The organism is Kitasatospora sp. Root107 (assembly GCF_001424875.1).
GTDB lineage: Bacteria > Actinomycetota > Actinomycetes > Streptomycetales > Streptomycetaceae > Kitasatospora.
Genome location: NZ_LMCT01000001.1, coordinates 40,537 through 64,558, shown reverse-complemented (window position 1 = coordinate 64,558; position 24,022 = coordinate 40,537). Strand labels below are relative to the sequence as shown.

Here is a 24,022-nt window from a genome sequence, read left to right as displayed (position 1 = left end):
TCAAATAGTTTGTGATACCGTTCACGAGTACCGAGAACACGCCGAAAGACCTGACAGGTGAAGGACTTCCGTCCCTGATCGGTCTCCATCGACGGTCCTGCCGCAGAGCGGTGGGCCCACGGCTGGTGTCCTCGGTGCGGTGCCATCACCGCGTCCCAAGCGCCGTCCCCCGTTTCTCGACATGCCGCCGGAGCTGCCGACATGCCGTCCCACGACGCCCGGATCCCGTTCCGCGGCGCCGCAATCTCCACTGCGGTTGCCGGAGTTGTCGCCGTCGCGATCTCGGCTGCGGTCGTGGGGACGAAGGGCCTGATCGGTGCTCTCGCTGCGACGCTGCTGGTGCTGGCCTTCTTCATCTCCGGTCAGATCGCGCTCGACCGGCTGACCAGGAACAACCCGCACATGTTGATGGCCGGCGCGCTGCTGGTCTACACCACGCAGATCCTGCTGGTGGGCATCGTGCTCGCAGTGTTCAAAGACACCACACTCTTCGACACCAAAGTGTTCGCCTTCACGCTGCTCGGCTGCGTTCTGATCTTCACTGGATTCCAGGTCCGCGCGGGCATGAAGGCCAAGCTCTACTACGTGCAGAACGACTCCTCGGACCAGAAGGACAGCAAGCCGTGACCGGCTCCGGCTGTCCCTCGCACGAGGGGGGCGGTGTTTATGCCGTCCTGACGGACTGCTATCGTCCGTCGCGACGAACGAGTACGGGACGTGGCCAGGTCTCTCCGCCGAGCGGACGGATCGCCCCCCGGACTCACAGAGTCTTCAAGGATCCCGCGGCGTCGGACGACGCCGCGCAGGGTCGGCGAGATATCCATCAAGTTCCAGTGCCGCACCGTGGCCCCAGGCCGCGCCGACACACCGAGGTTGCCGTAACCATGCGTCATGACGAAGGAGTCTGTGGTGGGTGCTGACGTAACGCAGCTCGCCTCTGAGGCCGGATGCCACCTGTTCTCCGGTTGCGGCTTCCCCGCCCCTGGCCTCAACGAGTTCGAGTTCGAGCCGATCTTCACCATCGGCAGCATCGAGTTCAACAAGCCGATGCTGCTGGCGTTCCTCTGCGCCTTCCTGGTGATCGCCTTCTTCTGGGCGGCGTTCGCCAAGCCGAAGCTGCTCCCCGGCAAGCTCCAGCTGGTCGGTGAGATCGGTTACGACTTCGTCAAGCGGTCCATCGTGCTGGAGACGATCGGCAAAAAGGGCGAGAAGTACGTCCCGATGCTGGTCTCGATGTTCTTCTTCATCTGGATCATGAACATCATGTCGATCATCCCGTTCGCACAGTTCCCTGTGATGGCGGCGATCGCGTTCCCGGCCGGCCTGGCGGCCGTGGTCTGGTTCACCTACATGTTCCTGACCTTCAAGACGCACGGCTTCGTCGGCGGCTTCAAGAACCTCTGCTGGCCGTCGGGCATCCCCGGCTGGGTCATGTTCATCCTGGTGCCGATCGAGTTCTTCTCGAACATCTTCGTGCGTCCCTTCACGCTCGCGGTCCGAGCCTTCGCGAACATGTTCGCCGGCCACCTGCTGATCGTGATGTTCTCCATCGCCTCCTGGTACCTGCTCAGCCCGAGCCTGGGCGCGGCGTACGGCTCGGTCTCCTTCGTGGTGACCCTCGCGCTGACCGCCTTCGAGCTGCTGGTCCAGTTCCTGCAGGCCTACATCTTCGTGATGCTGGCCAGCAGCTACATCGCCGGTGCGCTCGAAGAAGCGCACTGACCCGCTGTAGCACCCGCCAGATCCCCCCGTACTGCCGGTGGCCAACCACCCCCGGTTAACACCCCTGAAAAGGACAAGCTGAAATGGCACAGCTCGCTGAGCTCACCGGTTCCATCGCCTCCGTCGGTTACGGCCTTGCCGCGATCGGCCCCGGCATCGGTGTTGGTCTGATCTTCGGCAACGGTGTCCAGGCCATGGCCCGTCAGCCCGAGGCTGCCGGCCTGATCCGTTCCAACATGTTCATCGGCTTCGCGCTGACCGAGGCGCTCGCCCTCATCGGCATCGTCATGCCGTTCGTCTTCGGCACCGGCAGCTAATTACCTGTCGTAGCCCTTTTCGACGAAAGGTTCAGATATGAGCGCCTCTGTGGCACTCCTCCTCGCGGAGGAGGGGGAGAAGATGAACCCCCTGCTCCCCGAGTGGCCCGAGATCATCATCGGCCTGCTCTGCTTCTTCATCGTCTTCGGCATCCTCGGCAAGAAGCTCCTGCCCAGCATCGAAAAGGTGCTGGCGGACCGCCGGGACGCGATCGAGGGCGGCATGGAGCGTGCGGAAGCCGCTCAGGCCGAGGCCCAGGCCCTGCTTGAGCAGTACCGTGCCGAGCTCTCCGAGGCGCGTCACGAGGCCGCTCGTATCAACGAGCAGGCTCGTGAGCAGGGCGCTGCCCTGGTCGCCGAGATGCGCGAGGAGGGCCAGCGTCAGCGCGAGTCCATCGTCGCCGCCGGCCACGCGCAGATCGAGGCCGACAAGAAGCAGGCAACTGCCGTCCTGCGTCAGGACGTCGGCTCGCTCGCCTCGCAGCTCGCCTCCCGCATCGTCGGCGAGTCCCTCGAGGACTCCGCCCGGCAGAGTGGCGTGATCGACCGCTTCCTGGACGACCTGGAGGCCAAGGCCTCTGCGGCCCAGGGTGCGTCCAAGTGATCGGCGCCAGCCGTGAGGCCCTGGCCGCCGGCCGGGAGAACCTCGAGAGCCTGACCGACAACACCTCGGTGGACGCGGCCAAGCTCGCCCAGGAACTCACCGCCGTGACGGCGCTGCTGGACCGCGAGGTCTCGCTCCGCCGGGTGCTGACCGACCCCTCGCGGTCCGGTCAGGACAAGGCCCAGCTGGTCGGCACGCTGCTGGCCGGTCAGGTCTCCGGCGAGGTCGTCGACCTGGTCTCCGGCCTGGTCCGGTCCCGCTGGTCCGGTGGCCGTGACTTCGCGGACGCGGTCGAGGAACTCGCCGCGTACGCCGAGATCATCGCGGCCGACAGGGCCGGTCAGCTGGACGACGTCGAGGACGAGCTGTTCCGTTTCGGACGGATCGTCAGCGGCTCGCACGAGCTGCGCAGCGCCCTCACCGAGCCGAAGGCCGGTCCCGCCGCCAAGGCGGAGCTGGTCAAGAAGCTGCTCGGTGGCCGGGTGAACGCGGGCACCGCCCGTCTGGTCAGCACGTTGGTCACCGACCCGCGTGGTCGTAGCCTGGAGCACGGCCTGGAGTCCTACTCCAAGCTCGCCGCTGCCCGGCGTGGTCGCGTGGTGGCCCTGGTCACCACCGCCGTTCCGCTGTCGGACGGTCAGAAGGACCGCCTGGGCAGTGCGCTCGGCCGGCTCTACGGCCGCCAGGTGCACCTGAACATCGACGTGGACCCCACGGTCCAGGGTGGTGTCCGGGTGCAGATCGGTGACGAGATCATCGACGGCACCGTGTCGAGCCGCCTCGAAGGCGCTCGCCAGGCCCTCGAAGGCTGACGACCCACCAGCACCATCCGACCCTCGGTCGGGAACCGGCTCCGCCGGGAAGTCGCGCAGCGGCTCCTCGGAGCCGGCAAATCGTACGGCCGGTTCGCATGACCCGGCCGAGAGTCGAATACTTGCGGCCCTCAATGGCGGGCCGAGGATCGCAAACTAGGAGAGCAGGGAAGCCTGATGGCGGAGCTTACGATCCGTCCGGAGGAAATCCGGGACGCGCTGGCCGACTTTGTCCAGTCGTACCAGCCGGACGCCGCCTCGCGTGAAGAGGTCGGTACGGTCACCGAGGCCATGGACGGTATTGCCAAGGTCGAGGGTCTTCCCTCGGTCATGGCCAACGAGCTGCTGAAGTTCGAGGACGGCACCCTCGGCCTCGCGCTGAACCTCGACACCCGCGAGATCGGTGTCGTCGTCCTCGGCGAGTTCAGCGGCATCGAAGAGGGTCAGACGGTGCACCGCACCGGCGAGGTCCTCTCCGTTCCGGTCGGCGAGGGCTACCTCGGCCGTGTCGTGGACCCGCTGGGCAACCCGATCGACGGCCTGGGCGACATCGCCTCCAGCGGCCGTCGTGCCCTGGAGCTGCAGGCTCCGGGTGTCATGGTCCGCAAGTCGGTGCACGAGCCGATGCAGACCGGCATCAAGGCCATCGACGCGATGACCCCGATCGGCCGTGGCCAGCGTCAGCTGATCATCGGCGACCGCCAGACCGGCAAGACCGCGGTGGCGATCGACACGATCATCAACCAGCGTGACAACTGGCACTCGGGCGACCCGAAGAAGCAGGTTCGCTGCATCTACGTCGCCGTGGGCCAGAAGGGCTCCACCATCGCGTCCGTCCGTGGCGCCCTGGAGGAGGCCGGCGCGCTGGAGTACACCACCATCGTGGCCGCTCCCGCCTCGGACCCGGCCGGCTTCAAGTACCTCGCCCCGTACACCGGTTCGGCCATCGGCCAGGAGTGGATGTACGACGGCAAGCACGTCCTCATCATCTTCGACGACCTGTCGAAGCAGGCCGAGGCGTACCGCTCCGTGTCGCTGCTGCTCCGTCGTCCGCCGGGCCGCGAGGCCTACCCGGGTGACGTCTTCTACCTGCACTCCCGTCTGCTGGAGCGTTGCGCGAAGCTCGGCGACGCGCTGGGCGCGGGCTCGATGACCGGTCTGCCGATCATCGAGACCAAGGCCAACGACGTGTCGGCGTACATCCCGACCAACGTCATCTCGATCACCGACGGCCAGATCTTCCTGGAGTCCGACCTGTTCAACGCCGGCATCCGCCCGGCCGTGAACGTCGGTATCTCGGTCTCCCGCGTCGGTGGCTCGGCCCAGATCAAGGCGATGAAGTCGGTCGCCGGCCGTCTGCGCCTGGACCTGGCCCAGTTCCGTGAGCTGGAGGCGTTCGCCGCCTTCGGTTCCGACCTGGACCCGGCCTCCAAGGCTCAGCTGGAGCGCGGTGCGCGCATGATCGAGCTGCTGAAGCAGGGTCAGTACCAGCCGTTCCCGGTCGAGGAGCAGGTCGTCTCGATCTGGGCCGGCACCACGGGCAAGCTGGACGACGTCCCGGTGGCGGACATCCGCCGCTTCGAGCGCGAGTTCCTCGACCACCTGCGGACCTCGAAGAAGGACCTGCTCGCGGGCATCGTCGAGACCAGCAAGCTCGAGGACGGCACGATCGACGCGCTCACCGAGGCGATCGCGGCGTTCAAGCTCGGTTTCACGACCGCCGACGGCAAGCTCCTCGGCGAGCAGGCCTGAGTCCGGTAGCGAGGGAAAGGACGTAACGACCCATGGGAGCACAGCTTCGGGTCTACAAGCGCCGGATCCGCTCTGTCACCGCGACGAAGAAGATCACCAAGGCGATGGAGATGATCTCCGCGTCGCGCATCGTCAAGGCGCAGCGCGCGGTGGCCGCCTCCACTCCGTACGCCGATGAGCTCACCCGCGCGGTGACGGCGGTGGCCACCCGGTCCAACGCCAAGCACCCGCTGACCACCGAGAACCCCAACGCCGCGCGTGCCGCGGTGCTGGTGATCGCGGCGGACCGTGGTCTCGCCGGTGGTTACTCGACCAACGCCATCAAGCAGGGTGTGGCGCTCAGCGCCAAGCTCCGTGCCGAGGGCAAGGACGTGGTGACCTACCTGGTCGGCCGGAAGAGCGTCTCGTACTACAACTTCCGCAACCTCGAGGTCGCGGGATCGTGGACGGGCTTCTCCGACAAGCCGACCTACGGTGACGCGAAGATGGTCGCGGCCGAGCTGATCGAGGCGTTCACCGCCGAGACCGGTGGGGTGGACGAGCTCCACCTGGTGTCCACCAAGTTCGAGTCGATGCTGACTCAGACCGCCGTGGACGCCCGGCTGCTGCCGCTGAAGCTGGACGAGGTCCAGCTCAGCGACGACAGGCCGGCCAAGGCCGAGATCTTCCCGCTGTACGACTTCGAGCCGTCGGCCGAGGGCGTCCTCGACGCCCTGCTGCCGCGGTACGTCGAGAGCCGGATCTACAACGCGCTGCTGCAGTCGGCCGCTTCGGAGCACGCCGCCCGTCGGCGCGCGATGAAGTCCGCGACCGACAATGCGGGAGAGCTCATCAAGTCGCTCACGCGGCTTGCCAACTCGGCCCGTCAGGCCGAGATCACCCAGGAAATCAGCGAGATCGTCGGCGGTGCCAACGCCCTCGCCGACGCTAGCCGCGGGAGCGAATGAGAATGACCACCACAGTTGAGCCGACCACGGCGACGGGCCGCGTCGCGCGGGTCATCGGCCCGGTCGTCGACGTGGAGTTCCCCGTCGACGCGATTCCGAGCATGTACAACGCCCTGCACGTCGAGGTGGACAACCCCGACGGCACCGGCATCAAGATCCTGACCCTCGAGGTTGCGCAGCACCTCGGCGACGGCCTGATCCGCGGCATCTCGATGCAGCCGACCGACGGCCTGGTCCGTGGCGCGGTGGTCACCGACACCGGTTCGGCGATCTCCGTCCCGGTCGGCCAGATCACCAAGGGCAAGGTCTTCAACGCCCTCGGTGAGGTGCTGAACGTCGACAAGGCCGAGTTCGAGAAGCAGGTCGAGGTCCGGTGGCCCATCCACCGCAAGGCCCCGAACTTCTCCGAGCTCGAGTCGAAGACCGAGATGTTCGAGACCGGCATCAAGGTCATCGACCTGCTCACCCCGTACGTGACCGGTGGCAAGATCGGTCTGTTCGGTGGTGCGGGTGTCGGCAAGACCGTCCTCATCCAGGAGATGATCTACCGCGTCGCCGAGAACTTCGGTGGTGTGTCGGTCTTCGCCGGTGTCGGCGAGCGCACCCGTGAGGGCAACGACCTCATCCACGAGATGGTCGACTCGGGCGTTCTGGACAAGACCGCGTTGGTCTTCGGCCAGATGGACGAGCCGCCGGGCACCCGTCTGCGGGTCGCGCTCTCCGCGCTGACCATGGCGGAGTACTTCCGTGACGTCGAGAAGCAGGACGTGCTCCTCTTCATCGACAACATCTTCCGGTTCACCCAGGCCGGTTCCGAGGTGTCGACCCTGCTCGGCCGGATGCCCTCCGCGGTGGGTTACCAGCCGAACCTGGCCGACGAGATGGGTCTCCTCCAGGAGCGCATCACCTCGACCCGCGGTCACTCGATCACCTCGATGCAGGCGATCTACGTCCCCGCGGACGACCTGACCGACCCGGCGCCGGCCACCACCTTCGCCCACCTCGACGCGACGACGGTGCTCTCCCGTCCGATCTCCGAGAAGGGCATCTACCCGGCCGTCGACCCGCTGGACTCCACGTCCCGCATCCTGGACCCGCGCTACATCGCGCAGGACCACTACGACACCGCGATTCGCGTCAAGGGGATCCTGCAGAAGTACAAGGACCTCCAGGACATCATCGCGATTCTCGGTATCGACGAGCTGTCCGAGGACGACAAGATCACCGTGCACCGCGCACGTCGGATCGAGCGCTTCCTCTCCCAGAACACCTACGTGGCGAAGCAGTTCACCGGTGTCGAGGGTTCGACCGTGCCGCTGTCGGAGACCATCGAGGCCTTCAACGCGATCGCGGACGGCAAGTACGACGCGACGCCGGAGCAGGCGTTCTTCATGTGCGGTGGCATCGAGGACCTCGAGCGCAACGCCGCCGAGCTGGCCAAGAAGTAGTTTCGGCCCGCCCGACCGCATGACTGACCGTGAGGGGTGGTCCCCGTCCCTGGGGGCCGCCCCTCACGGCTAGACCGGAGGATTCGTTGTGATCCCGGTCATCTCCGTGTCCTTGGTTTCATGCCGGGGGCGCGGGCCCGTTATTCTTACCGCAATCGCCGAGGCATTCGGCGGTCGCAAGAGCCTAGGAGCCCACGTTGGCTGAGCTGCACGTCGAGCTGGTCGCAGCCGACCGCAAGGTGTGGTCCGGTGCGGCCACCATCGTTGTCGCCCGTACGGCCTCCGGTGACACCGGCATCATGCCGGGTCACACCCCGGTGCTGAGCGTGCTGGAGACCGGTCCGGTCACCATCCGCACCACCGACGGTGGCACCGTCGTCGCCGCCGTGCACGGTGGCTTCATCTCCTTCGCCGACAACAAGCTTTCTCTGCTCGCGGAGATCGCCGAGCTGGCGGACGAGATCGACGTCGCCCGCGCCGAGCGCGCGCTGGAGACCGCCAAGAGCGAGCTCGACGCGCACGCCGAGCGTCGCGCCGAGGTCCGCCTGCTCGCGGTCGGTCATCGCAAGGCCGCCTGAACGCACGTCAGCCCCTTGCGGGCTGGGTAAGACCGACGGTCCCGGGGACGCGAGAGCGTGACCCCGGGACTGTCGTATCAGTTGGTAGGACAGTGCCGCCGTCGTTGATACGACCGGCAACGGGGATGCGGGTAGCGAGGAGGTCGGTGAGCATGGTCCTCGCCCTTGTGGTGTGCGCGGCGGTCGTGGCGCTCTGCGTGCTGGGTCTGGTGGTCTTCGCGGTACGCCGCCGGGTGATCCAGCGGGTAGGCGGCACCTTCGACTGCAGTTACCGGCTCAAAATGCCGGCCGACGCCTCCACGCAGCCCGATCTCGACAGTAACGGTGAGCCCACCTCCGCCCCGGTCCCGGTGACCGACGGCAAGGGGTGGGTTTTTGGTATCGGCCGCTACAGCGGCGACTCGATCGAGTGGTTCCGGGTCTTCTCCTACGCCCCGCGCCCGCGCAAGGTGCTGCCGCGCCGGGAGATCGAGGTGCTCGGCCGCCGCTACCCCGAGGGCCAGGAGGAGCTCGCCCTGCTCTCCGGCTCGGTCGTGCTGCGCTGCCTGCACAACGGCGTCCCGCTCGAACTGGCCATGAGCGACGACGCGTTGACCGGCTTCCTGGCCTGGCTCGAGGCGGCCCCGCCCGGCCAGCGAGTGAACGTCGCCTGAGCGCGCCACACTGGTTGCAGGGGGACCGCTCCGAGAAGGAGGCCCACTGATGTTGGCCGAAGCGACAACCCACACCACCCTGCCGGTCGCCGACCTGGACCGGGCCAAGCGCTGGTACCACGACAAGCTCGGTATGGACCCGGTCTCGGAGTTCCCCGAGGGCGGCGTCATGTACGAGACGGCCGGCGGTAAGTTCGGCCTCTACCAGACCCAGGTCAACGAGCGGGCCGGCCACACCCAGATGGACTTCGAGGTCGCCGACCTCAAGGCCGAGATGGCGCAGCTGCGTTCGAACGGCGTGGTGTTCGAGGACTACGACATGCCCGGCATCAAGACCACCGACGGCGTGGCCGAGTGGCCTGACGGCGCTGCCGCGTGGTTCAAGGACTGCGAGGGCAACGTGCTCTGCATCATGCACCAGGAGCATTAACGCACGCTAACTCGTGCCGTTAGGCTGCCGCGCATGGTCAATCTCACGCGCATCTACACCCGTACCGGCGATGACGGCACCACCGCGCTCGGTGACATGAGCCGCACGACCAAGACCGACCCCCGGCTGGTCGCCTACGCCGACACCAACGAGGCCAACGCCGCGATCGGCGTGGCGCTGGCCGTCGGTGCGCTGGACGAGGACATCGCCACGGTGCTGGTCCGGGTCCAGAACGACCTGTTCGACGTCGGCGCGGACCTGGCCACACCGGTGGTCGAGGACCCGAAGTACCCGCCGCTGCGGGTGCTGCAGTCCTACGTGGACCGCCTGGAGACCGACTGCGACCACTATCTGGAGCAGCTGGAGAAGCTGCGCAGTTTCATCCTCCCCGGCGGCACCCCCGGCGCCGCCCACCTGCACCTGGCCTGCACCGTGGTCCGCCGCGCCGAGCGGGCCACCTGGGCGGCGATCGAGGAGCACGGCGACAGCGTCAACCCGCTCACCGCCAAGTACCTCAACCGCCTCTCCGACCTGCTCTTCATCCTGGCCAGGGCGGCCAACAAGGAGCGCGGCGACGTCCTCTGGGTCCCGGGCGAGAACCGCTGACGGACGGTCAGCGGCTGCCCGCGGCCTTCTTCGGGAAGACCGTATAGCTGCCCGCGATCACCAGGCTGATCGCGAGCACCCAGCCCATCCGCTGGTACCAGAAGTCGAGCGCCCCGGTCCGCGACGGGTCGTCGACCAGCCAGCTCATGGCGGCGATCAGGGTCACGGTGATCGCCGCCGCGAGCGTGGTGCGGGCGAAGATCTTCCACTCGTGGACGGCCCGGGCGGAGCCGTACTTCGGGGCGGCGACCGGCTCGGGGCCGCCCGCGAAGCGGTGGTGGACGCGGGCGTCGGCCCAGGTCACCAGGTAGTGCCCGTAGGCGACGGAGAAGCCCACGTAGGCGGCGGCCAGGCCGTGCGTCCAGCTCGCCACCGTGCCGTGCCGCAGGTCGAGCACGGTGAGCAGCAGGATCACCAGGTCGATCAGCGGCAGGCCGAGCAGCAGCGCGGTGCTGACGGTGCGCCACCTGAGCAGGTAGCGGGCGGCCAGGGCGAGGGCGAGGACGACCCAGAAGCCGATCTCGCCGGCCACGACGAGTGTGACGATCATGGGACTTCTCCTCTTCGGGGACGGCTTCCAGCCTTTCGCACCGCGCGTTCCCCGGCGTCGTCGGTACTGCCGAACCGGCGGTGCATCCTTCGATGTAGCCCCCTCCTCCTCACGGCTCSCCCGGCCGGGGCACCCGCGGTGGTGAGATGGGGTCGTGCTCCCCTTCGATCTCACCCCGCGCCAGGAGGACCGGGCGATCGCGGCCTTCGGGCTGCTCGGTGGTCTGCTGCTGATCGCGTTCGGCGCGTACGACCGCTCCGACGACATCCCCGGGTGGCTGGTGGCCGTGCCGCTGCTGGCCACGGCGGTGCTGGAGCTGTTCCGCCGGACCCACCCGGTCTGGACGGCGTCGCTGGGCGGGCTGGTCTTCATCGGTACGGTGTTCGCCGGCTCGCTGGTCGCCTCCATGCTGATGTACACCGACCTGCTGTACGCGGCGGTGCTGTACGGCACCCCCCGGATGTCGCAGGTGCTGCACCTGACCGGGATCGGCTCGACGGTGGTGCTCTCCAGCCTGGCGATCCTCTACGGCTCGGTCTCCAGCGGTCTGCTGGTGGCGGTGCTCTGCGCGCTGATCTTCCTCGGCCCGGTGTGGACCGCCGACCTGGTCCGCAAGCACCGGGACGAGGCGGAGACCGAGCGGCTGCGGGCCCAGCAGACGGCGCTGCTGGCCGAGTTCGACCGGCGCGGCGCGGTGGTCGCGGAACGGGCCAGGATGGCAAGGGAGCTGCACGACGTGGTGGCCAACCACCTGTCCGCGATCGCCATCCACGCCACCGGCGCGCAGTCGCTGGCCCGGCGGCAGAACCGGGACCCGGACGACCCGCTGCTGGCCGCGATGGCGGTGATCCGGGAGAACAGCGTGCAGGGGCTGGCCGAGATGCGGCGGATGATCGGGCTGCTCAGGGCCGGTGACCAGGAGAGCTTCGCGGCGCCCCGGCTGGACGCGCTGGACAGCCAGCTGGCCAAGGCGGCGGAGAGCGGGCGGGCCGCCGGGCTGACCTTCGGACTGACCGAGCAGGGGGAGCGCGGCGAGCTGTCCGCGCCGGTCGAGCTGGCGGCGTACCGGATCGTCCAGGAGTCGCTGACCAACGCGCTCAAGCACGCCGCGCCGGGCGCCGTCCGGGTCCGGCTGGTGTACGGGGAGCAGGAGTTGACGATCGCGGTGGACAGCCCGTACCGGCCGGGGGAGGGCCGGTCGCTGCCCGGGGCCCGGGCCGGGCTGGTCGGGATGGCGGAGCGGGCGGGGCTGCTCGGTGGCAGCTTCACGGCAGGGCCGGAGGAAGGCTGCTGGCAGGTGCGGGCGATGCTGCCGCGCGAGCCGAGGACGAAGGGGACAACGTGATCCGGGTAGTGGTGGCCGAGGACCAGGCGGCGGTACGGGCCGCGCTGGTGCTGATCCTGCGCTCCGACCCGGGGCTGGAGGTGGTCGGCGAGGCGGCCGACGGCGAACAGGCCGTCCGGCTGGCGCTGGAACTACGGCCCGACGTGGTGCTGATGGACGTTCAGATGCCCCGGATGGACGGGGTGGCGGCGACCCGGCAGGTGGTCGAGGCGGGCGCCGGGCAGGTGCTGATGCTGACCACCTTCGACCTGGACGAGTACGTCTACGGCGCATTGCGGGCCGGGGCGGCGGGCTTCCTGCTCAAGGACCTGGAGGCGGACGCCCTGATCGAGGGAGTCCACACGGTGGCCCGGGGCGACGGGATACTGGCGCCCTCGGTGACGCGCCGTCTGATCGGGACCTTCGCCCGGCCCGGCCGCCCGGACCAGCCGAAGGCCCGGGAGGCGGTGGAGGCGCTGACCCCGCGCGAACGGGAGGTGCTGGCCTGCCTCGGCGGCGGGCTGTCGAACGGGGAGATCGCCGAGCGGCTGGAGATGGCGGAGGCCACCACCAAGACCCACGTCAGCCGGATCCTGGCCAAGCTGGAGCTGCGCAGCCGGGTCCAGGCGGCGATCCTGGCGCAGGACTTGGGGCTGGTGGCCCGGTGAGCACGTCAGGAGCGTCACACCGGTCATTCGCACCACGGGGGCCCTGCTGGCACTAGAGTCCGGCGCGTGAGCGGCGCGGCTCCGGCGGGTGATCCCTGCCCTGAGCCGCCTTCAGGAGCTTAGGGGTAGCCATGAGCAACGTAGCCAGCCAGCAGATCGCCGTGATCGGCGCAGGGCTGATGGGCGCGGGCATCGCGCAGGTCTCCGCGCAGGCCGGGCACCAGGTGGTGCTGCGGGACGTCACGGAGGCCGCGCTGCAGCGCGGGATGGACGGCATCCGCGCGTCGTACGAGAAGTTCGTGTCCAAGGGCAAGCTGACGGCCGACCAGGCCGAGGCGGCGCTCGGGCGGATCACCACCACCACCGACCTGGGCGCGGTCGCCACCGCGGACATCGTGGTCGAGGCGGTCTTCGAGCAGCTCGAGGTCAAGGAAGCGGTCTTCCGCGAGCTGGACAAGCTGGCCAAGGACGGTGCGGTGCTGGCCTCCAACACCTCGGCCATCCCGATCACCCGGATCGCCGCCGCCACCGCGCGGCCCGAGTCCGTGGTCGGCGTGCACTTCTTCTCGCCGGTGCCGCTGATGAAGCTGGTCGAGCTGGTCCGCGGCTACAAGACCAGCGACGCCACGCTGGCCACCGCCCGGGCCTTCGCCGAGGGTGTCGGCAAGGAGGTCGTGGTGGTCAACCGCGACGTGGCCGGCTTCGTGACCACCCGTCTGATCACCGCGCTGGTGGTCGAGGCGGCCAAGCTCTACGAGTCGGGCGTGGCCAGCGCCGAGGACATCGACACGGCCTGCCGGCTCGGCTTCGGGCACCCGATGGGCCCGCTGCAGACCGCCGACCTGACCGGTGTGGACATCCTGCTGCACGCGGCGCGGAACATCTACGCCGAGACCCAGGACGAGAAGTTCGCCGCGCCGGAGATCATGGCCCGCATGGTCACCGCAGGTGACCTGGGCCGCAAGAGCGGCCAGGGTTTCTACCCGTACAAGTAGCCGTCGGGGCGGGGTCGTGGGTGAGCTTGCTCACGACTCCGCCGCAGACGGGTGATTTGGGTGGGAATCGAGCATGCGTGTGGAGTCCGACTGCGTATATTCCCTCTATTCCATCGGACGAGTGAACTTGCCTCGGATCTGGTGGTGGCCAGCAACCTGACCGGCTGATCCACCGTCAGATGATGGAGGGGAGACCGGCTCTGGCCGTACCGACACGACCGGCGAAGGAGGAGAGCATGCGCATCATCGGCGACCACCGCGGCATGGCCATTCAGGGCCGCCTCGACGTGCGCAGCGCCGCCGACGCCCGCGCAGTGCTGCACCAGGCGGTCGACGGCGGACTGGGCGACCTGGTGCTCGACCTCTCCGGCCTCGAGTTCTGGGACGCCACCGGGCTCGGCGTCATCATGGGCACCCACCGCCGGGCCGGCCGGCTCGGCCGCAGGCTGGTGCTGCGCTGCGTCCCGGCCCAGCTCCAGCGCCTGCTGGTGGCCACCCGGCTGCACCGCATCCTGGCGGTCGAGGGCGCCGTTCCCGACCCGTACGGCAGCACCCTCCCGCTCGGCGCGACGACCTAGACCGCCCCGGGGGGCCCTGGATAGTGCAACGGGGCCGCGCTGCTCTAGTCTCCGGTCAGACAATCGGCCGAATGAGGGCGGAGCGAGATCGTGGGACAGCCACCCGGTGAGCTCGGGCAGGAGCCGTTGCGACTGCGGACCGGGGACCTGGTCAGCGGTGAACTGCTGCTCTCCGTCGGCAGCCCGGACGGATCCGAGGCACTACCGTGCCCGGACGACTGGCGGCCGGAGCCGCGCCGGATCTCGGTGGCCCCGGGTGGCCGTACGGTGGCCGCGCTCGGCCCCAGCCCCGCCGTCGGCCCGCTGGCGCTGGGCAGTGCGGCGGCCGACCTGCCGCTGCTCGACCGCGAGGCGGACGTCGCCCAACTGCTCGGTCTGCTCGCCGAAGGCCGGTCGATCCGACTGGTCGGCCAGGCCGGTGCGGGCCGTAGTGCGCTGCTGGCCGCCGTGGCCGACGCGGCGGGCGAGCTCGCCCCGGACGGTGTGGTGCGGCTCAGCGGCCACCGCCGGACCGCACCCGACCTGCTGCAGGACCTGTACGCGGCCACCCACCAGTCGCCTCCGTTCCACCCCGACCAGTACCAACTGCAGGCCCTGCTGGCCCGGTTGGGTGCCGTGGTGGCGATCGACGACGTCGAGCTGTCCAGCCCCGAGCTGGAGCAGCTGCTGGCCACCGCGCCGGACTGCGCCTTCCTGATCTCGGTGGCCCCCGGCAGCCCGCTGCTGGAGCCGGGCTCGCGGCTGGAGGACCATCCGGTGGCCGGGCTGTCCCGGGCTGCCTGTCTGGCGCTGATCGGCCGGCTGGCCGGGCGTCAGCTGGACGAGACCGAACGGGCCTGGGCGGTCGACCTCTGGTTCGAGTCGGAGGGGCTGCCGCTGCGCTTCGTCCAGGCGGCCGCGCTGCTCCGGCAGCGGGACGCGCAGGTGGACACCCTGGTGGCCGCGCACGAGGACCGCAGCCGGGTCTTCGGGCTGGTCAAGGAGATCGCCGACCCGGACGACCCGGCCGTGCTGGAGACCGAGCTGCGCCGCTCGGTGCCGCTGCCCTCGGTGGCCGAGACCGCCGCACCGGCGGCCCGGCTGGCCGCCGGACTGACCGAACCGGCCCGGGCGGTGCTGCGGTTGGCGCTGGCACTCGGCGGCGAGTGCCCGACCGCCCCGCACCTGCCCGCCCTGATCGACGTCGGCCTGGGCGAGAGCGCCCTGCACGAACTGACGGACTGTGGGCTGGCGATCTCGATCGGCGGCCACCACCGGCTCACCGACGGCGTACTGGACGATCTCGCCGAGGACTGGCCGCCCGGCGAGGTCGCGTACGGCGCCGCCCAGCACTTCTCCTGGTGGGTCGGGCACAGCTCGGTCAGCCCGGCGCAGATCGCCGCCGAGGCCGAGGTGGTGATCGGCGCACTGCTGGCCGACCGGGCCGCGGACCGGCCCGAGCAGGTGCTCCAGCTGGCCACAGCAGCCGCGCCCGCGCTGGCGCTGTCGCTGCGCTGGGGTGCCTGGGAGCAGGTGCTGCGGATCGGCCTGGAGGCCGCCAGAGCGGTCGGGGCGGCGGCCGAGGAGGCCTGGTTCCACCACGAGTTGGGGGTGCTGGCGTTCTGCACCGGATCGGCCCAGCAGGCCGCCGGTGAGCTGGAGGCGGCGATCGCGCTGCGGGCCGCGCTCGGCCAGCCGCGCGGCACCGCGGCCGCCCGCCGGATGCTGGAGCTGCTCCGGGCCGAGGTCGGCCGTCCCGTGGCGGGAGTCGAGGCGGCCCCGGCCGGTCGACGGCCCGTCATCCGGGCGATCGCGGCCCAGGTGCCGTTCCGGTTCCGCACCACCCCCGGCGCCACCGGCGGCACCCGCAGGACGGTGCTGGCGGCCTCGGCCGCCGTGCTGGCGCTCGGGGTGCTCGGTACGGCGGTCGGCTTCAGCCTGGTCAGGAGCGACTCCAAGACCCCGGGCCACAGCGGCACGGTGAACGAGGACGGCTACGCCGGGAACCTCGACCTCGGTACCGCCAGCACCTCGCCGAGCCCGTCCGCGATCCCGAGCCCGTCCACCGAGGCGACGGACTCGGCGAGCCCGTCGCCGAGCAGCTCACGCACCTCGCGCAAGCCCTCGGCCAGCCCGTCGCCGAGCGCTTCGACCACCACGCGGCCGCCGGTCCAGCCGACGACGGCCAAGCCGACCACCCCGCCCGCCCAGACCAGCAGCCCGCCCACTCCGACCCCGACGCCCACTCCGACCCCGAGCCCGTCGCCCAGCCCGTCACCCAGCGAGTCCACCGGATAGGTCTCGCGGCCGGCTCAGAACAGCTTGAGCTTGTCGTCGTCGATGCCGCGCAGCTCGTCGTAGTCGAGCACCACGCAGCCGATGCCGCGGTCGGTGGCCAGCACGCGGGCCTGCGGCTTGATCTCCTGCGCGGCGAAGACGCCCTTCACCGGTGCCAGCAGCGGGTCGCGGTTGAGCAGCTCGAGGTAGCGGGTGAGCTGCTCGACGCCGTCGATCTCGCCGCGCCGCTTGATCTCGATCGCCACGGTGGCGCCGTCCGAGTCGCGGCACAGGATGTCCACCGGGCCGATCGCGGTGGGGTACTCACGGCGGATCAGCGCCCAGCCGGCGCCCAGCACCTCCATCCGGTCCGCGAGCAGCTCCTGGAGGTGGGCCTCCACGCCGTCCTTCACCAGGCCGGGGTCGACCCCGAGCTCGTGCGAGGAGTCGTGCAGCACCTCCTCCAGGGTGATGATCAGCTTCTCGCCGGCCTTGTTGGTCACCGTCCAGGAGCCGTCGGCCTGCTTCAGCGAGCAGGGCGGCGACATCCAGTTCAAGGGCTTGTAGGCGCGGTCGTCGGCGTGAACGCTGACGCTGCCGTCGGCCTTCACCAGGATCAGACGGGTGGCGGACGGCAGGTGGGCGGAGAGCCGACCGGCATAGTCGACCGAGCAACGGGCAATGACAAGACGCATGGTCGACCACGCTAGCCCAGCGGGGCCAGTTGATGCGAAACCGCGACAGCCGGGTGAAGAACTCGCGGAGACGGCGAACCATGGAGTCGGCACCCTTTGCCTTTGCCACTACGGCAGTTGACTGTCCGGGCATCGGGTTCCACTCAACGGGGACGGAGAACTTCGATGAACGATCCGACGGTATCCGGCCAATCTGGCCGACCAGGTGGCGTTTGCCACACAAAACGGCGGATTCGCCAGCCGCACTGAATCCGGGATGTCACGCTGTGGTGAGCGGTCGTCGCTCCACCCGCGTCACCGCCACGGCACCGGTGTGCCGCGCTTCGTGCTGCCCGCAGCCGGGCGCGGGGGCATCAGGCATGCCCTGAGCCGGCGTCAGCCCGGCCGACACCCATGATCACCACGGCACCGTAACGCCACCTTCACGGCAGGCACGAGCAGAGCACGGCAGCGGGACCGGAACGGCACCACTCACGGCACGGCACCACCCGCACCAAGGCACCACCGCACCAAAGACACGGCAAGACCACCCGGCGGCCATGCCGGGTGGACCGCGAGAGGAGAACCCATGTCGCTCGACGTCTCACCAGCCCTGCTGGAGAAGGCCGAGAGAGGAGAGGTCGACGAGAGGGAGTTCGTCGACTGCGTCCGCACCTCTCTCCCGTACGCCTGGGAGCTGATCAGTTCGCTGGTTGCCCAGGTCAAGGTCGACGGCACCGAATTCGCCGACAACCAAGTACCGCCGCCCAGCGAGCAGGCCCGTGGCCAGCTGCTGCGCGCGATGGCCAGCGACGCGATCCGAGGTGCGCTGCAGCGGCACTTCGGGGTCCGGTTGGCGTTCCAGAACTGCCACCGGGTGGCGGTCTTCGCGCCCGCCGACTCGACCGAGGAGCGGTACGCCCGCTTCACCTCGGTCCGGGCCCAGCTGCTCAACCAGTCGGACGAACTGCGCGACTGCTGAGCAGTCCGAAGGGCCGCCCCCGTGCGTCACGGGGGCGGCCCTTCGGTCCGCTCAGCTCCGGTTCAACGCAGCGCAGCTCAGCTCAGCTGCGGGAGCACCTCGGAGCCGAGCCGGGCGATGTTGGCCATGGTCGCGGCGTGCTCGCCCGACCCCTCGGCGAGCAGCGCGAAGCGCCGCAGCCCGGTCCGTTCGGCGGTGGCCAGCAGCCGGTCCGCGCACTGCCGGGGCGTGCCCACCGCGTGCAGGTCGCAGAGCAGTTCGGTGTACTCGCGCGGGTCGCGCATCCGGCGCTCCCGGCCGTCCACCGTGCGGTGTGCGCCGAGCCCGTGCTCGAACCAGCCCGGCATCGCGCCGAGCAGCCTGGCCCTGGCCTCCGAGGTCCGGTCGGCGATCTGCACCACCCCGGCCGCCAGGTGCTCCCGCTCGACCCGGGCCAGCTGCTCCTCGCCCCGGCCGCAGGCCCGCCAGGCCGCTCGGTAGGCGGCCAGCATCTGCACCTTGTCCTCGTCGCCCGAGTGCATCCCGAGCAGCATCGGCAGGCCGCGCTCGGCGGCCGTGCGGACCCCGCCGGGCGAGGTGCAGGCCACCACCACGGGCGGCCCGGCGGATTCGGCCCGGGGCGCGCCGTCCAGCCGCTGCCGGGGGAACCGGTGCAGCGTGCCGGACCGCCCCTCCAGCCAGCCCGCCAGCTCGTGCCCGGGCACCTCCGCCCGGCTGTCGGCCCTGCTGTCGGCCCGGGGCACCACGGCCACCTCGGGGAAGCTGAACTGCGGTCCGTCCGCGCCGACCCGGGAGCCGCGCAGCCAGCGCAGCAGCAGGTCGAGCCGCTCGGTGTAGCCCTCCTCGTAGGCGGCCACCCCGGTGCCGAAGACGTTCAGGTCGATCCACGGACCGCCGCGCCCGACCCCGAGGGTGAACCGTCCGCCCGAGGTCAGGTGCAGCAGCGCGGCCTGCTCGCCGAGCGAGACCGGGTGGGTGGTGGAGAGCACGCTGACGGCGGTGCCGACCCCGATCCGCCTGGTCCGGCCGAGCAGCAGGGCCGCCAGGGTCGCCGCGTTCGGGCAGACGCCGTACGGGACGAAGTGGTGCTCGGCGAGCCACACCGAGTCCAGGCCGGAACGTTCCGCCGTGACGGCGGCGCTGACGGTCCGTTCGAGCGCCTGGGCATGGCTCTGGCCGGGGAACTGGGCGGACAGCAGGAACGCGCCGACCCGGATCGAGTCGGTGGCCGGGGGCTGCCGGATGCTCGGCAGCGGCAGTGTTCTGCGGGCCGGGGCAGTGGGTGAGCTGTCGACCTGACTACCGTTCAGCGGACTGGTCTTGGTCATCGGGTGGCCTCCTCGGGTGCCGCAGGGTCTGCGAGCCCCGCCTTGTCACCTTGTTGAGTAACCGATGTCATGTGCCAATGGCACGCGGAACGGCCCAATTGACCGAAGATCGGGTGGATCTCCGAGGAAACCGTGAAGGCCCACCGGCTCCCGTGGTAGTGCTTTGGGCCTCCGTCGGTCGGGGGGTCTCTCCGCTGTCGGAGGCCCTTACCCTGGAACGACCAGTCAGAGCCCACCGAGAGGTGCAGACGTGTCGCCCCGTCGTAACCAGCAGCGGAAGTGGACCGCCGCCGCCACCACCACCGAGCCCGCCGGCACCCCGCTCGGCGCCTCCCTCCGCCGCACCGAGGAGTACGGCGGCGAGGAGTGGGTGGTGCAGACTGTGGCGGGTACCGCCGGGCGCCACTACCGGTGTCCGGGCTGCGACCAGGAGATCCCCCCGGGCGTCGGCCACGTGGTCGCCTGGCCCGCCCACGGCGGCGGCGTCGACGACCGGCGCCACTGGCACCGGGCCTGCTGGACGGCGCGCGAACGGCGCACCTCCAACCTGCAGCGCGGTCGCGGCGCTCCGCGCTACTAGCCTCGGCTGTTAGGCGAGCACGGCGGCTAGGCCAGTACGGCGGCGATCCGGTCCACGATGTCGCCCCGCGCGGTGAGCACGTCCGCCTCGGCCAGCGGTGCCGGCACCGAACCGGCCCGGCGGACGCCCAGCCGCTCGGCGTCCTCGGCGGTCAGCGACCGGCTGTACGCGCTCACCGGCATCCCCAGCGCCGTTGCACGGGCCGTCAGCGCCCGACCGATCAGCCCGAAGCCCAGGACACCCAGCCGGAGTTCGGAGAGCTGTCGCGGCCGCTGCACGGTCCTCGGCCACGTGCCCCGGTGTTGTGCTCCGGTGTTGTGCTCCGTCAGGCTGCGCAGCAGCGCCGGCAGTTGGGCCAGCGCGAACTCGGCCACCGCCGCCGTGGGCGTCAGGCGTCGCGCTTCTTCAGGACCAGGATGCCGCCGAGGATGGCGGCCGCCGTCCAGGCCAGGCAGATGGCGAAGCCGGCCCAGGGGCCGTACGGCTGGTCGGTCTGCTCGTAGACCAGCAGCATTCGGGAGCCCGCGTAGTCGGGGAAGTAGTGGGCCAGGGTCTTCACCTTCGGCACCGCCGAGAGGATCGGCGAGAGCAGGAAGAAGAACGGCACCAGCACGCCGAGCGCCAGGGTCTGGTTGTGCAGCATGGCGGTCACGCCCGCCGAGAACAGGCAGAGCATGGTCAGGTAGAGCGCCGCCCCGAAGACCGCCCGCAGCACGTGCGGTGAGCCGATCGTGGTGGAGTGGCCGCCGAGCAGGGACTGGCCGACGAAGAACGTGGTGAAGGCGGTGACCAGCGCGACGACCAGGGCGAGTGCGCCGAGCACGGCGGCCTTGCCGAGCAGCAGGGTGGCCCGCTGCGGGACGGCGGCCAGCGAGACCCGGATCATGCCGCTGCTGTACTCGTTGCCGACCGCCAGTACGCCGAAGACGATGATCGCCAGCTCGCCCAGCAGGATGCCGGAGAAGGCCGTCCCGGTGGCGTCGAACGGGCTGTCGCCGGCGCCGGCGAACTCGCTGAAGTTGTTCTTGGTGAGCAGCGAGAGCAGCGCGCCGATGCCCAGCGTGATGACGAAGGTGAGGGCGAGCGTCCAGACGGTGGAGCGGACGCTGCGGATCTTGGTCCACTCGGACTGCAGGACTGCGGGGAATGACGCCATCTCAGTTCTCCTTACCGGCGGCGGGGTCGGCTGCGGCCGCGTCCCGGGGCTGCCAGGCGGCGCCCCAGGCGCCCGCCGCGTCCCGGCCCTCCCCGTTGCCCGCGTGGTACTCCACGGAGTCCGCCGTCATCTGCATGAAGGCCTCCTCCAGCGACGCCTGCTGCGGGCTCAGCTCGTGCAGGGTCACCCCGTGTGCGGCGGCCAGCTCGCCGATGTGGGCGAGGTCGCCGTCCTCGATCTCGTACGAGCCGTCAGGGCGGGCCTCGGCGTTCAGCCCGGCTCCGTGCAGGGCGGTGAGCAGCTGCTCCACGTGCGGGGTGCGGATCCGGACCGCCGAGCGGGAGTTCTGCTTGATGAAGTCCGCCATCGAGAGGTCGGCCAGCAGCTTGCCCTGGCCGATCACCACCAGGTGGTCGGCGGTCAGCGCCATCTCGCTCATCAGGTGCGAGGAGACGAAGACCGTGCGGCCCTCGGAGGCCAGACCCTTCATCAGGTTGCGGATCCACAGGATGCCTTCGGGGTCGAGCCCGTTCACCGGCTCGTCGAACATCAGGATCTCGGGGTCGCCGAGCAGTGCGGAGGCGATGCCGAGCCGCTGGCCCATGCCGAGCGAGAAGCCCCGGGAGCGCTTCTTCGCGACCGAGCTCAGCCCGACCAGGGCGAGCACCTCGTCCACCCGCTTGCGCGGGATGCGGTTGCTCTGGGCCAGCCAGAGCAGGTGGTCGTAGGCGGTCCGGCCGGGGTGCACGGCCTTCGCCTCCAGCAGGGCGCCGATGTACTTGAGCGGCTCGTTCAGCTGCCCGTACCGCCGGCCGTCGATGGTGACCTTGCCACTGGTCGGCCGGTCCAGGTCGAGGATCATCCGCATGGTGGTGGACTTGCCCGCGCCGTTCGGGCCGAGGAATCCGGTGACCACGCCCTGCGGTACCTGGAAGCTCAGGCCGTCCACCGCGAGGGTGTCGCCGTAACGTTTCGTCAGTTCGTGCAGCTCGATCATCTGCGCTCCTTACTCTCCGTCAGGCTATGACAATTCGGACAGGCCAGCGCGCTGCCTCGGCCGATCGGCGAGCCGCTCTACGGTGGTGTCATGACTCTCCCCGCCTTCACCGCGCACGGCACAGGTACGCCACTGGTGCTGCTGCACGCCTTCCCGCTGGCCGCCCGGATGTGGCAGGCCCAGACCGACTCGCTCGCGGACGTCGCCCTGGTGATCACACCGGACCAGCGCGGCTTCGGCGGCTCGGCCCCGGCCGAGGGGGCGCCCTCGCTCGACCTGGTCGCGGACGACATCGCGGCGGTGCTGGACGAGTTGGAGATCGAGCGGGCGGTGATCGGCGGCCTGTCGATGGGCGGGTACGTGGCGATGGCCTTCGCCCGCCGGCACTCCGAGCGGATCTCCGGGCTGCTGCTGGCGGGCACCAAGGCGGTCGCGGACGGCGACGCCGCCCGGGCCAACCGGGAGCGGATCGCCAGTGCGGTGCTGGCCAGGAACAGCGTCCGGATCCTGGCGGAGGAGAAGATCGAGGACGGCCTGCTCGGCCCGGCCGTCGACCCCGAACTGGCCGACCGGGTCCGGGCGATGATCGCCGAGGCGTCCCCGCAGGCGGTGGCCTGGGCGCAGCGGGCGATGGCCGCCCGGCCCGACTCGCTGCCCACCCTGGCCGGCCTGTCGGTACCGGCCGCCGTGGTGGTCGGCGAGCACGACGCGCTGACGCCGCTGGCGGAGGCCAGGGTGATGGCCGAGACCCTCCCCGACGCCGAACTGACCGTCATCCCCGGGGTCGGGCACCTGAGTTCGCTGGAGGCGCCGGAGAGCTTCACGGCGGTGGTCCGGGCGCTACTGCGGCGCTGCTAGCGCAGGGCCTCAGCTGGTTACGGTCCAGGGGCTCGGGGAACTGCGAGGAGATCTGGAGGAGATCTGGCGTGCGGGTCACTGCGAAAGTGCCTGACCACCTACGTACGGATCACCTTGTAAGGGTCGGCGTCGCAGTTCCCCGAGCCCCTGATGGCGCACCGTGTGCCATGACAAACGGGCCCGTACCCCCTGGTGGGGAGTGCGGGCCCGATGTGATCAGGCGTCAGCGGGACTGCTGGGCCGGCACGCCGAGGGCGTCGTCGGCCGGCAGGGTGGCGGCGGCCACGGCCGCGCCGGTCAGCGTGGCGAGCATCTCGCGCACGTTGGTGAGCTGGGCGTTGATCGAGTCGCGGCGGTTGGTGAGCGCCGCCAGCTCGCGCTCGGACTCGCTGCGGATCCGGTCGGCCTTGGCGTTCGCGTCGGCCACGATGTCCTCGGACTGGCGCTGGGCCGTCTCCACCGTCTGGCGGGCGCGGCGCTCGGCGTCGGTACGGAGCTTCTCGGCCTCCAGGCGGAGCTGCTCGGCCCGGTGCTCGATCTCGGCCAGACGCTTCTCGGCCTTGGCCTGACGGGCCGCCAGGTCACGCTCGGACTGCTCGCGGCGCTTGGCCAGGTTGGTCTCGAACTCCAGCGCGGCCTGGGCGGCCTTGGTGCGGGTCTCCTCGAAGAGGGCGTCCGCCTCCTCGCGCTTGTTCTGCGCGTCCTTGTTGGCCTCGGCGCGCAGCTGGGCACTGTCGCTCTTGGCCTTGTCGACGATCCGCAGACCCTCGTCCTCGGCCTTGGCCTTGCGGTCCTTGGCGTAGTTCTCCGCCTCGGTCCGGACCTGCTGCGCGGCTGCCTCGGCCAACTCGCGGTGCTGCTCGGCGGCGCGGTGCGCCTCGTCGCGCAGGTCCTTCGCCTCCTCCTCGGCAAGGCGGAGGATCTTCTCGACCCGGGCACCGAGCCCGGCGTACGACGGCTCGGCGTCGCTGACCGCGGCCTGGGCGCTCTGGGTCTCCAGGTGGAGCTCCTCGATGCGCTTCTCCAGCGCGCCGATCCTGGACAGCGCGGAGTCGCGGTCGGCCACCAGCTTGGTGATCCGCTCGTCGACCTGGGCGCGCTCGTACCCACGGCGCACCAGGTCGAAGCCGTGAGGGGAGTGACTGTCGCTCATGGGGTTCTGGGCTTCCTGTCGTTAACCGCTGAGGTGGTTGGGGGAATCCTGACA

The 24,022-nt window shown here is 70.2% G+C and carries 27 protein-coding genes; 20 read left to right on the top strand and 7 right to left on the bottom strand.

The genetic code is table 11. From position 1 onward, the window contains the following. Positions 1-201 precede the first annotated feature (201 nt). The 12 genes from ASC99_RS00290 to ASC99_RS00235 all read left to right on the top strand — a co-directional run bounded on the left by ASC99_RS00290 (position 202) and on the right by ASC99_RS00235 (position 9,869). Positions 202-627: a hypothetical protein gene (locus ASC99_RS00290; protein ID WP_057226862.1), complete on the top strand. Its 426-nt coding sequence runs from the start codon at positions 202-204 to the stop codon at positions 625-627. 264 nt (positions 628-891) lie between these two features. Continuing rightward, entirely contained in the window at positions 892-1,722 is an 831-nt protein-coding gene (gene atpB / locus ASC99_RS00285) for a F0F1 ATP synthase subunit A (protein ID WP_057226859.1), read from the top strand. Positions 1,723-1,805: 83 nt separating this feature from the next. Continuing rightward, positions 1,806-2,039 (top strand): ATP synthase F0 subunit C, encoded by a 234-nt coding sequence (atpE, locus tag ASC99_RS00280; protein WP_057226856.1) that lies wholly within the window; start codon positions 1,806-1,808, stop codon positions 2,037-2,039. A gap of 37 nt (positions 2,040-2,076) precedes the next feature. Continuing rightward, positions 2,077-2,643, top strand: coding sequence for a F0F1 ATP synthase subunit B (locus tag ASC99_RS00275; protein ID WP_057226853.1), 567 nt, complete (start codon positions 2,077-2,079; stop codon positions 2,641-2,643). Next, entirely contained in the window at positions 2,640-3,455 is an 816-nt protein-coding gene (locus ASC99_RS00270) for a F0F1 ATP synthase subunit delta (RefSeq protein ID WP_057226850.1), read from the top strand. Before ASC99_RS00275 ends, ASC99_RS00270 begins: the two co-directional genes overlap by 4 nt. Positions 3,456-3,632: 177 nt before the next feature. Next, the gene (atpA, locus tag ASC99_RS00265) at positions 3,633-5,207 is read left to right on the top strand and encodes a F0F1 ATP synthase subunit alpha (protein WP_057226847.1); all 1,575 of its coding nucleotides are present in this window, start codon (positions 3,633-3,635) and stop codon (positions 5,205-5,207) included. Positions 5,208-5,239: 32 nt separating this feature from the next. Beyond that, positions 5,240-6,154, top strand: coding sequence for a F0F1 ATP synthase subunit gamma (locus tag ASC99_RS00260; protein ID WP_057226844.1), 915 nt, complete (start codon positions 5,240-5,242; stop codon positions 6,152-6,154). 2 nt (positions 6,155-6,156) lie between these two features. Next, positions 6,157-7,602: a F0F1 ATP synthase subunit beta gene (atpD, locus tag ASC99_RS00255; protein ID WP_057226842.1), complete on the top strand. Its 1,446-nt coding sequence runs from the start codon at positions 6,157-6,159 to the stop codon at positions 7,600-7,602. Between the two features lie 197 nt (positions 7,603-7,799). Next, positions 7,800-8,180, top strand: coding sequence for a F0F1 ATP synthase subunit epsilon (locus ASC99_RS00250; RefSeq protein ID WP_057226839.1), 381 nt, complete (start codon positions 7,800-7,802; stop codon positions 8,178-8,180). Positions 8,181-8,332: 152 nt separating this feature from the next. After that, positions 8,333-8,833, top strand: a complete 501-nt coding sequence (locus tag ASC99_RS00245) for a DUF2550 domain-containing protein (RefSeq protein WP_057226835.1) — start codon at positions 8,333-8,335, stop codon at positions 8,831-8,833. Positions 8,834-8,882: 49 nt separating this feature from the next. After that, on the top strand, positions 8,883-9,263 hold the full coding sequence (locus tag ASC99_RS00240) for a VOC family protein (RefSeq protein ID WP_057226832.1): 381 nt from the start codon (positions 8,883-8,885) through the stop codon (positions 9,261-9,263). Positions 9,264-9,296: 33 nt separating this feature from the next. Further along, positions 9,297-9,869: a cob(I)yrinic acid a,c-diamide adenosyltransferase gene (locus ASC99_RS00235; RefSeq protein WP_057226829.1), complete on the top strand. Its 573-nt coding sequence runs from the start codon at positions 9,297-9,299 to the stop codon at positions 9,867-9,869. A 7-nt stretch (positions 9,870-9,876) separates the two neighbouring features. Here ASC99_RS00235 and ASC99_RS00230 read toward each other — a convergent pair whose 3' ends face one another. Continuing rightward, positions 9,877-10,419, bottom strand: coding sequence for a hypothetical protein (locus tag ASC99_RS00230; RefSeq protein WP_057226826.1), 543 nt, complete (start codon positions 10,417-10,419; stop codon positions 9,877-9,879). A 154-nt stretch (positions 10,420-10,573) separates the two neighbouring features. Between ASC99_RS00230 and ASC99_RS00225 the strand changes: the two genes are divergently transcribed. The 5 genes from ASC99_RS00225 (at position 10,574) to ASC99_RS00205 (ending at position 16,261) form a co-directional block, all read left to right on the top strand. After that, positions 10,574-11,764, top strand: coding sequence for a sensor histidine kinase (locus tag ASC99_RS00225; protein ID WP_057226823.1), 1,191 nt, complete (start codon positions 10,574-10,576; stop codon positions 11,762-11,764). Continuing rightward, positions 11,761-12,411 carry a response regulator transcription factor gene (locus ASC99_RS00220; RefSeq protein ID WP_057226820.1) on the top strand — a complete coding sequence of 217 codons (651 nt, stop codon included), beginning with the start codon at positions 11,761-11,763 and terminating at the stop codon, positions 12,409-12,411. The genes ASC99_RS00225 and ASC99_RS00220 overlap by 4 nt, the downstream gene beginning before the upstream one ends. Positions 12,412-12,542: 131 nt before the next feature. Further along, a complete protein-coding gene (locus ASC99_RS00215; RefSeq protein ID WP_057226816.1) occupies positions 12,543-13,406 on the top strand; it encodes a 3-hydroxyacyl-CoA dehydrogenase family protein in 864 nt (287 codons plus the stop codon). Positions 13,407-13,642: 236 nt separating this feature from the next. Further along, entirely contained in the window at positions 13,643-13,984 is a 342-nt protein-coding gene (locus ASC99_RS00210) for an STAS domain-containing protein (RefSeq protein ID WP_057226813.1), read from the top strand. Between the two features lie 90 nt (positions 13,985-14,074). Continuing rightward, a complete protein-coding gene (locus tag ASC99_RS00205; protein WP_157531314.1) occupies positions 14,075-16,261 on the top strand; it encodes an ATP-binding protein in 2,187 nt (728 codons plus the stop codon). A 14-nt stretch (positions 16,262-16,275) separates the two neighbouring features. Here ASC99_RS00205 and nucS read toward each other — a convergent pair whose 3' ends face one another. Then, positions 16,276-16,935 carry an endonuclease NucS gene (nucS, locus tag ASC99_RS00200; protein WP_057226809.1) on the bottom strand — a complete coding sequence of 220 codons (660 nt, stop codon included), beginning with the start codon at positions 16,933-16,935 and terminating at the stop codon, positions 16,276-16,278. 568 nt (positions 16,936-17,503) lie between these two features. Between nucS and ASC99_RS00195 the strand changes: the two genes are divergently transcribed. Next, positions 17,504-17,896: an SCO5389 family protein gene (locus ASC99_RS00195; protein WP_057226806.1), complete on the top strand. Its 393-nt coding sequence runs from the start codon at positions 17,504-17,506 to the stop codon at positions 17,894-17,896. Positions 17,897-17,973: 77 nt separating this feature from the next. Here the strand turns inward: ASC99_RS00195 and ASC99_RS00190 are convergent, their stop codons facing one another. Then, positions 17,974-19,113, bottom strand: coding sequence for an LLM class flavin-dependent oxidoreductase (locus ASC99_RS00190; RefSeq protein ID WP_057227919.1), 1,140 nt, complete (start codon positions 19,111-19,113; stop codon positions 17,974-17,976). A gap of 361 nt (positions 19,114-19,474) precedes the next feature. Between ASC99_RS00190 and ASC99_RS38210 the strand changes: the two genes are divergently transcribed. After that, positions 19,475-19,804 carry a hypothetical protein gene (locus ASC99_RS38210; RefSeq protein ID WP_057226803.1) on the top strand — a complete coding sequence of 110 codons (330 nt, stop codon included), beginning with the start codon at positions 19,475-19,477 and terminating at the stop codon, positions 19,802-19,804. 26 nt (positions 19,805-19,830) lie between these two features. Here ASC99_RS38210 and ASC99_RS00180 read toward each other — a convergent pair whose 3' ends face one another. The 3 genes from ASC99_RS00180 to ASC99_RS00170 are packed head-to-tail and all read right to left on the bottom strand — an operon-like array spanning position 19,831 to position 21,957. Next, on the bottom strand, positions 19,831-20,178 hold the full coding sequence (locus ASC99_RS00180; RefSeq protein WP_057226801.1) for an NAD(P)-dependent oxidoreductase: 348 nt from the start codon (positions 20,176-20,178) through the stop codon (positions 19,831-19,833). 14 nt (positions 20,179-20,192) lie between these two features. Next, a complete protein-coding gene (locus tag ASC99_RS00175; protein ID WP_057226798.1) occupies positions 20,193-20,960 on the bottom strand; it encodes an ABC transporter permease subunit in 768 nt (255 codons plus the stop codon). 1 nt (position 20,961) lies between these two features. Beyond that, entirely contained in the window at positions 20,962-21,957 is a 996-nt protein-coding gene (locus ASC99_RS00170; protein ID WP_057226795.1) for an ABC transporter ATP-binding protein, read from the bottom strand. A gap of 90 nt (positions 21,958-22,047) precedes the next feature. Between ASC99_RS00170 and ASC99_RS00165 the strand changes: the two genes are divergently transcribed. Further along, the gene (locus ASC99_RS00165; RefSeq protein WP_057226792.1) at positions 22,048-22,815 is read left to right on the top strand and encodes an alpha/beta fold hydrolase; all 768 of its coding nucleotides are present in this window, start codon (positions 22,048-22,050) and stop codon (positions 22,813-22,815) included. Positions 22,816-23,038: 223 nt separating this feature from the next. Here ASC99_RS00165 and ASC99_RS00160 read toward each other — a convergent pair whose 3' ends face one another. Continuing rightward, positions 23,039-23,968 carry a hypothetical protein gene (locus tag ASC99_RS00160; RefSeq protein ID WP_057226788.1) on the bottom strand — a complete coding sequence of 310 codons (930 nt, stop codon included), beginning with the start codon at positions 23,966-23,968 and terminating at the stop codon, positions 23,039-23,041. Positions 23,969-24,022 lie beyond the last annotated feature (54 nt).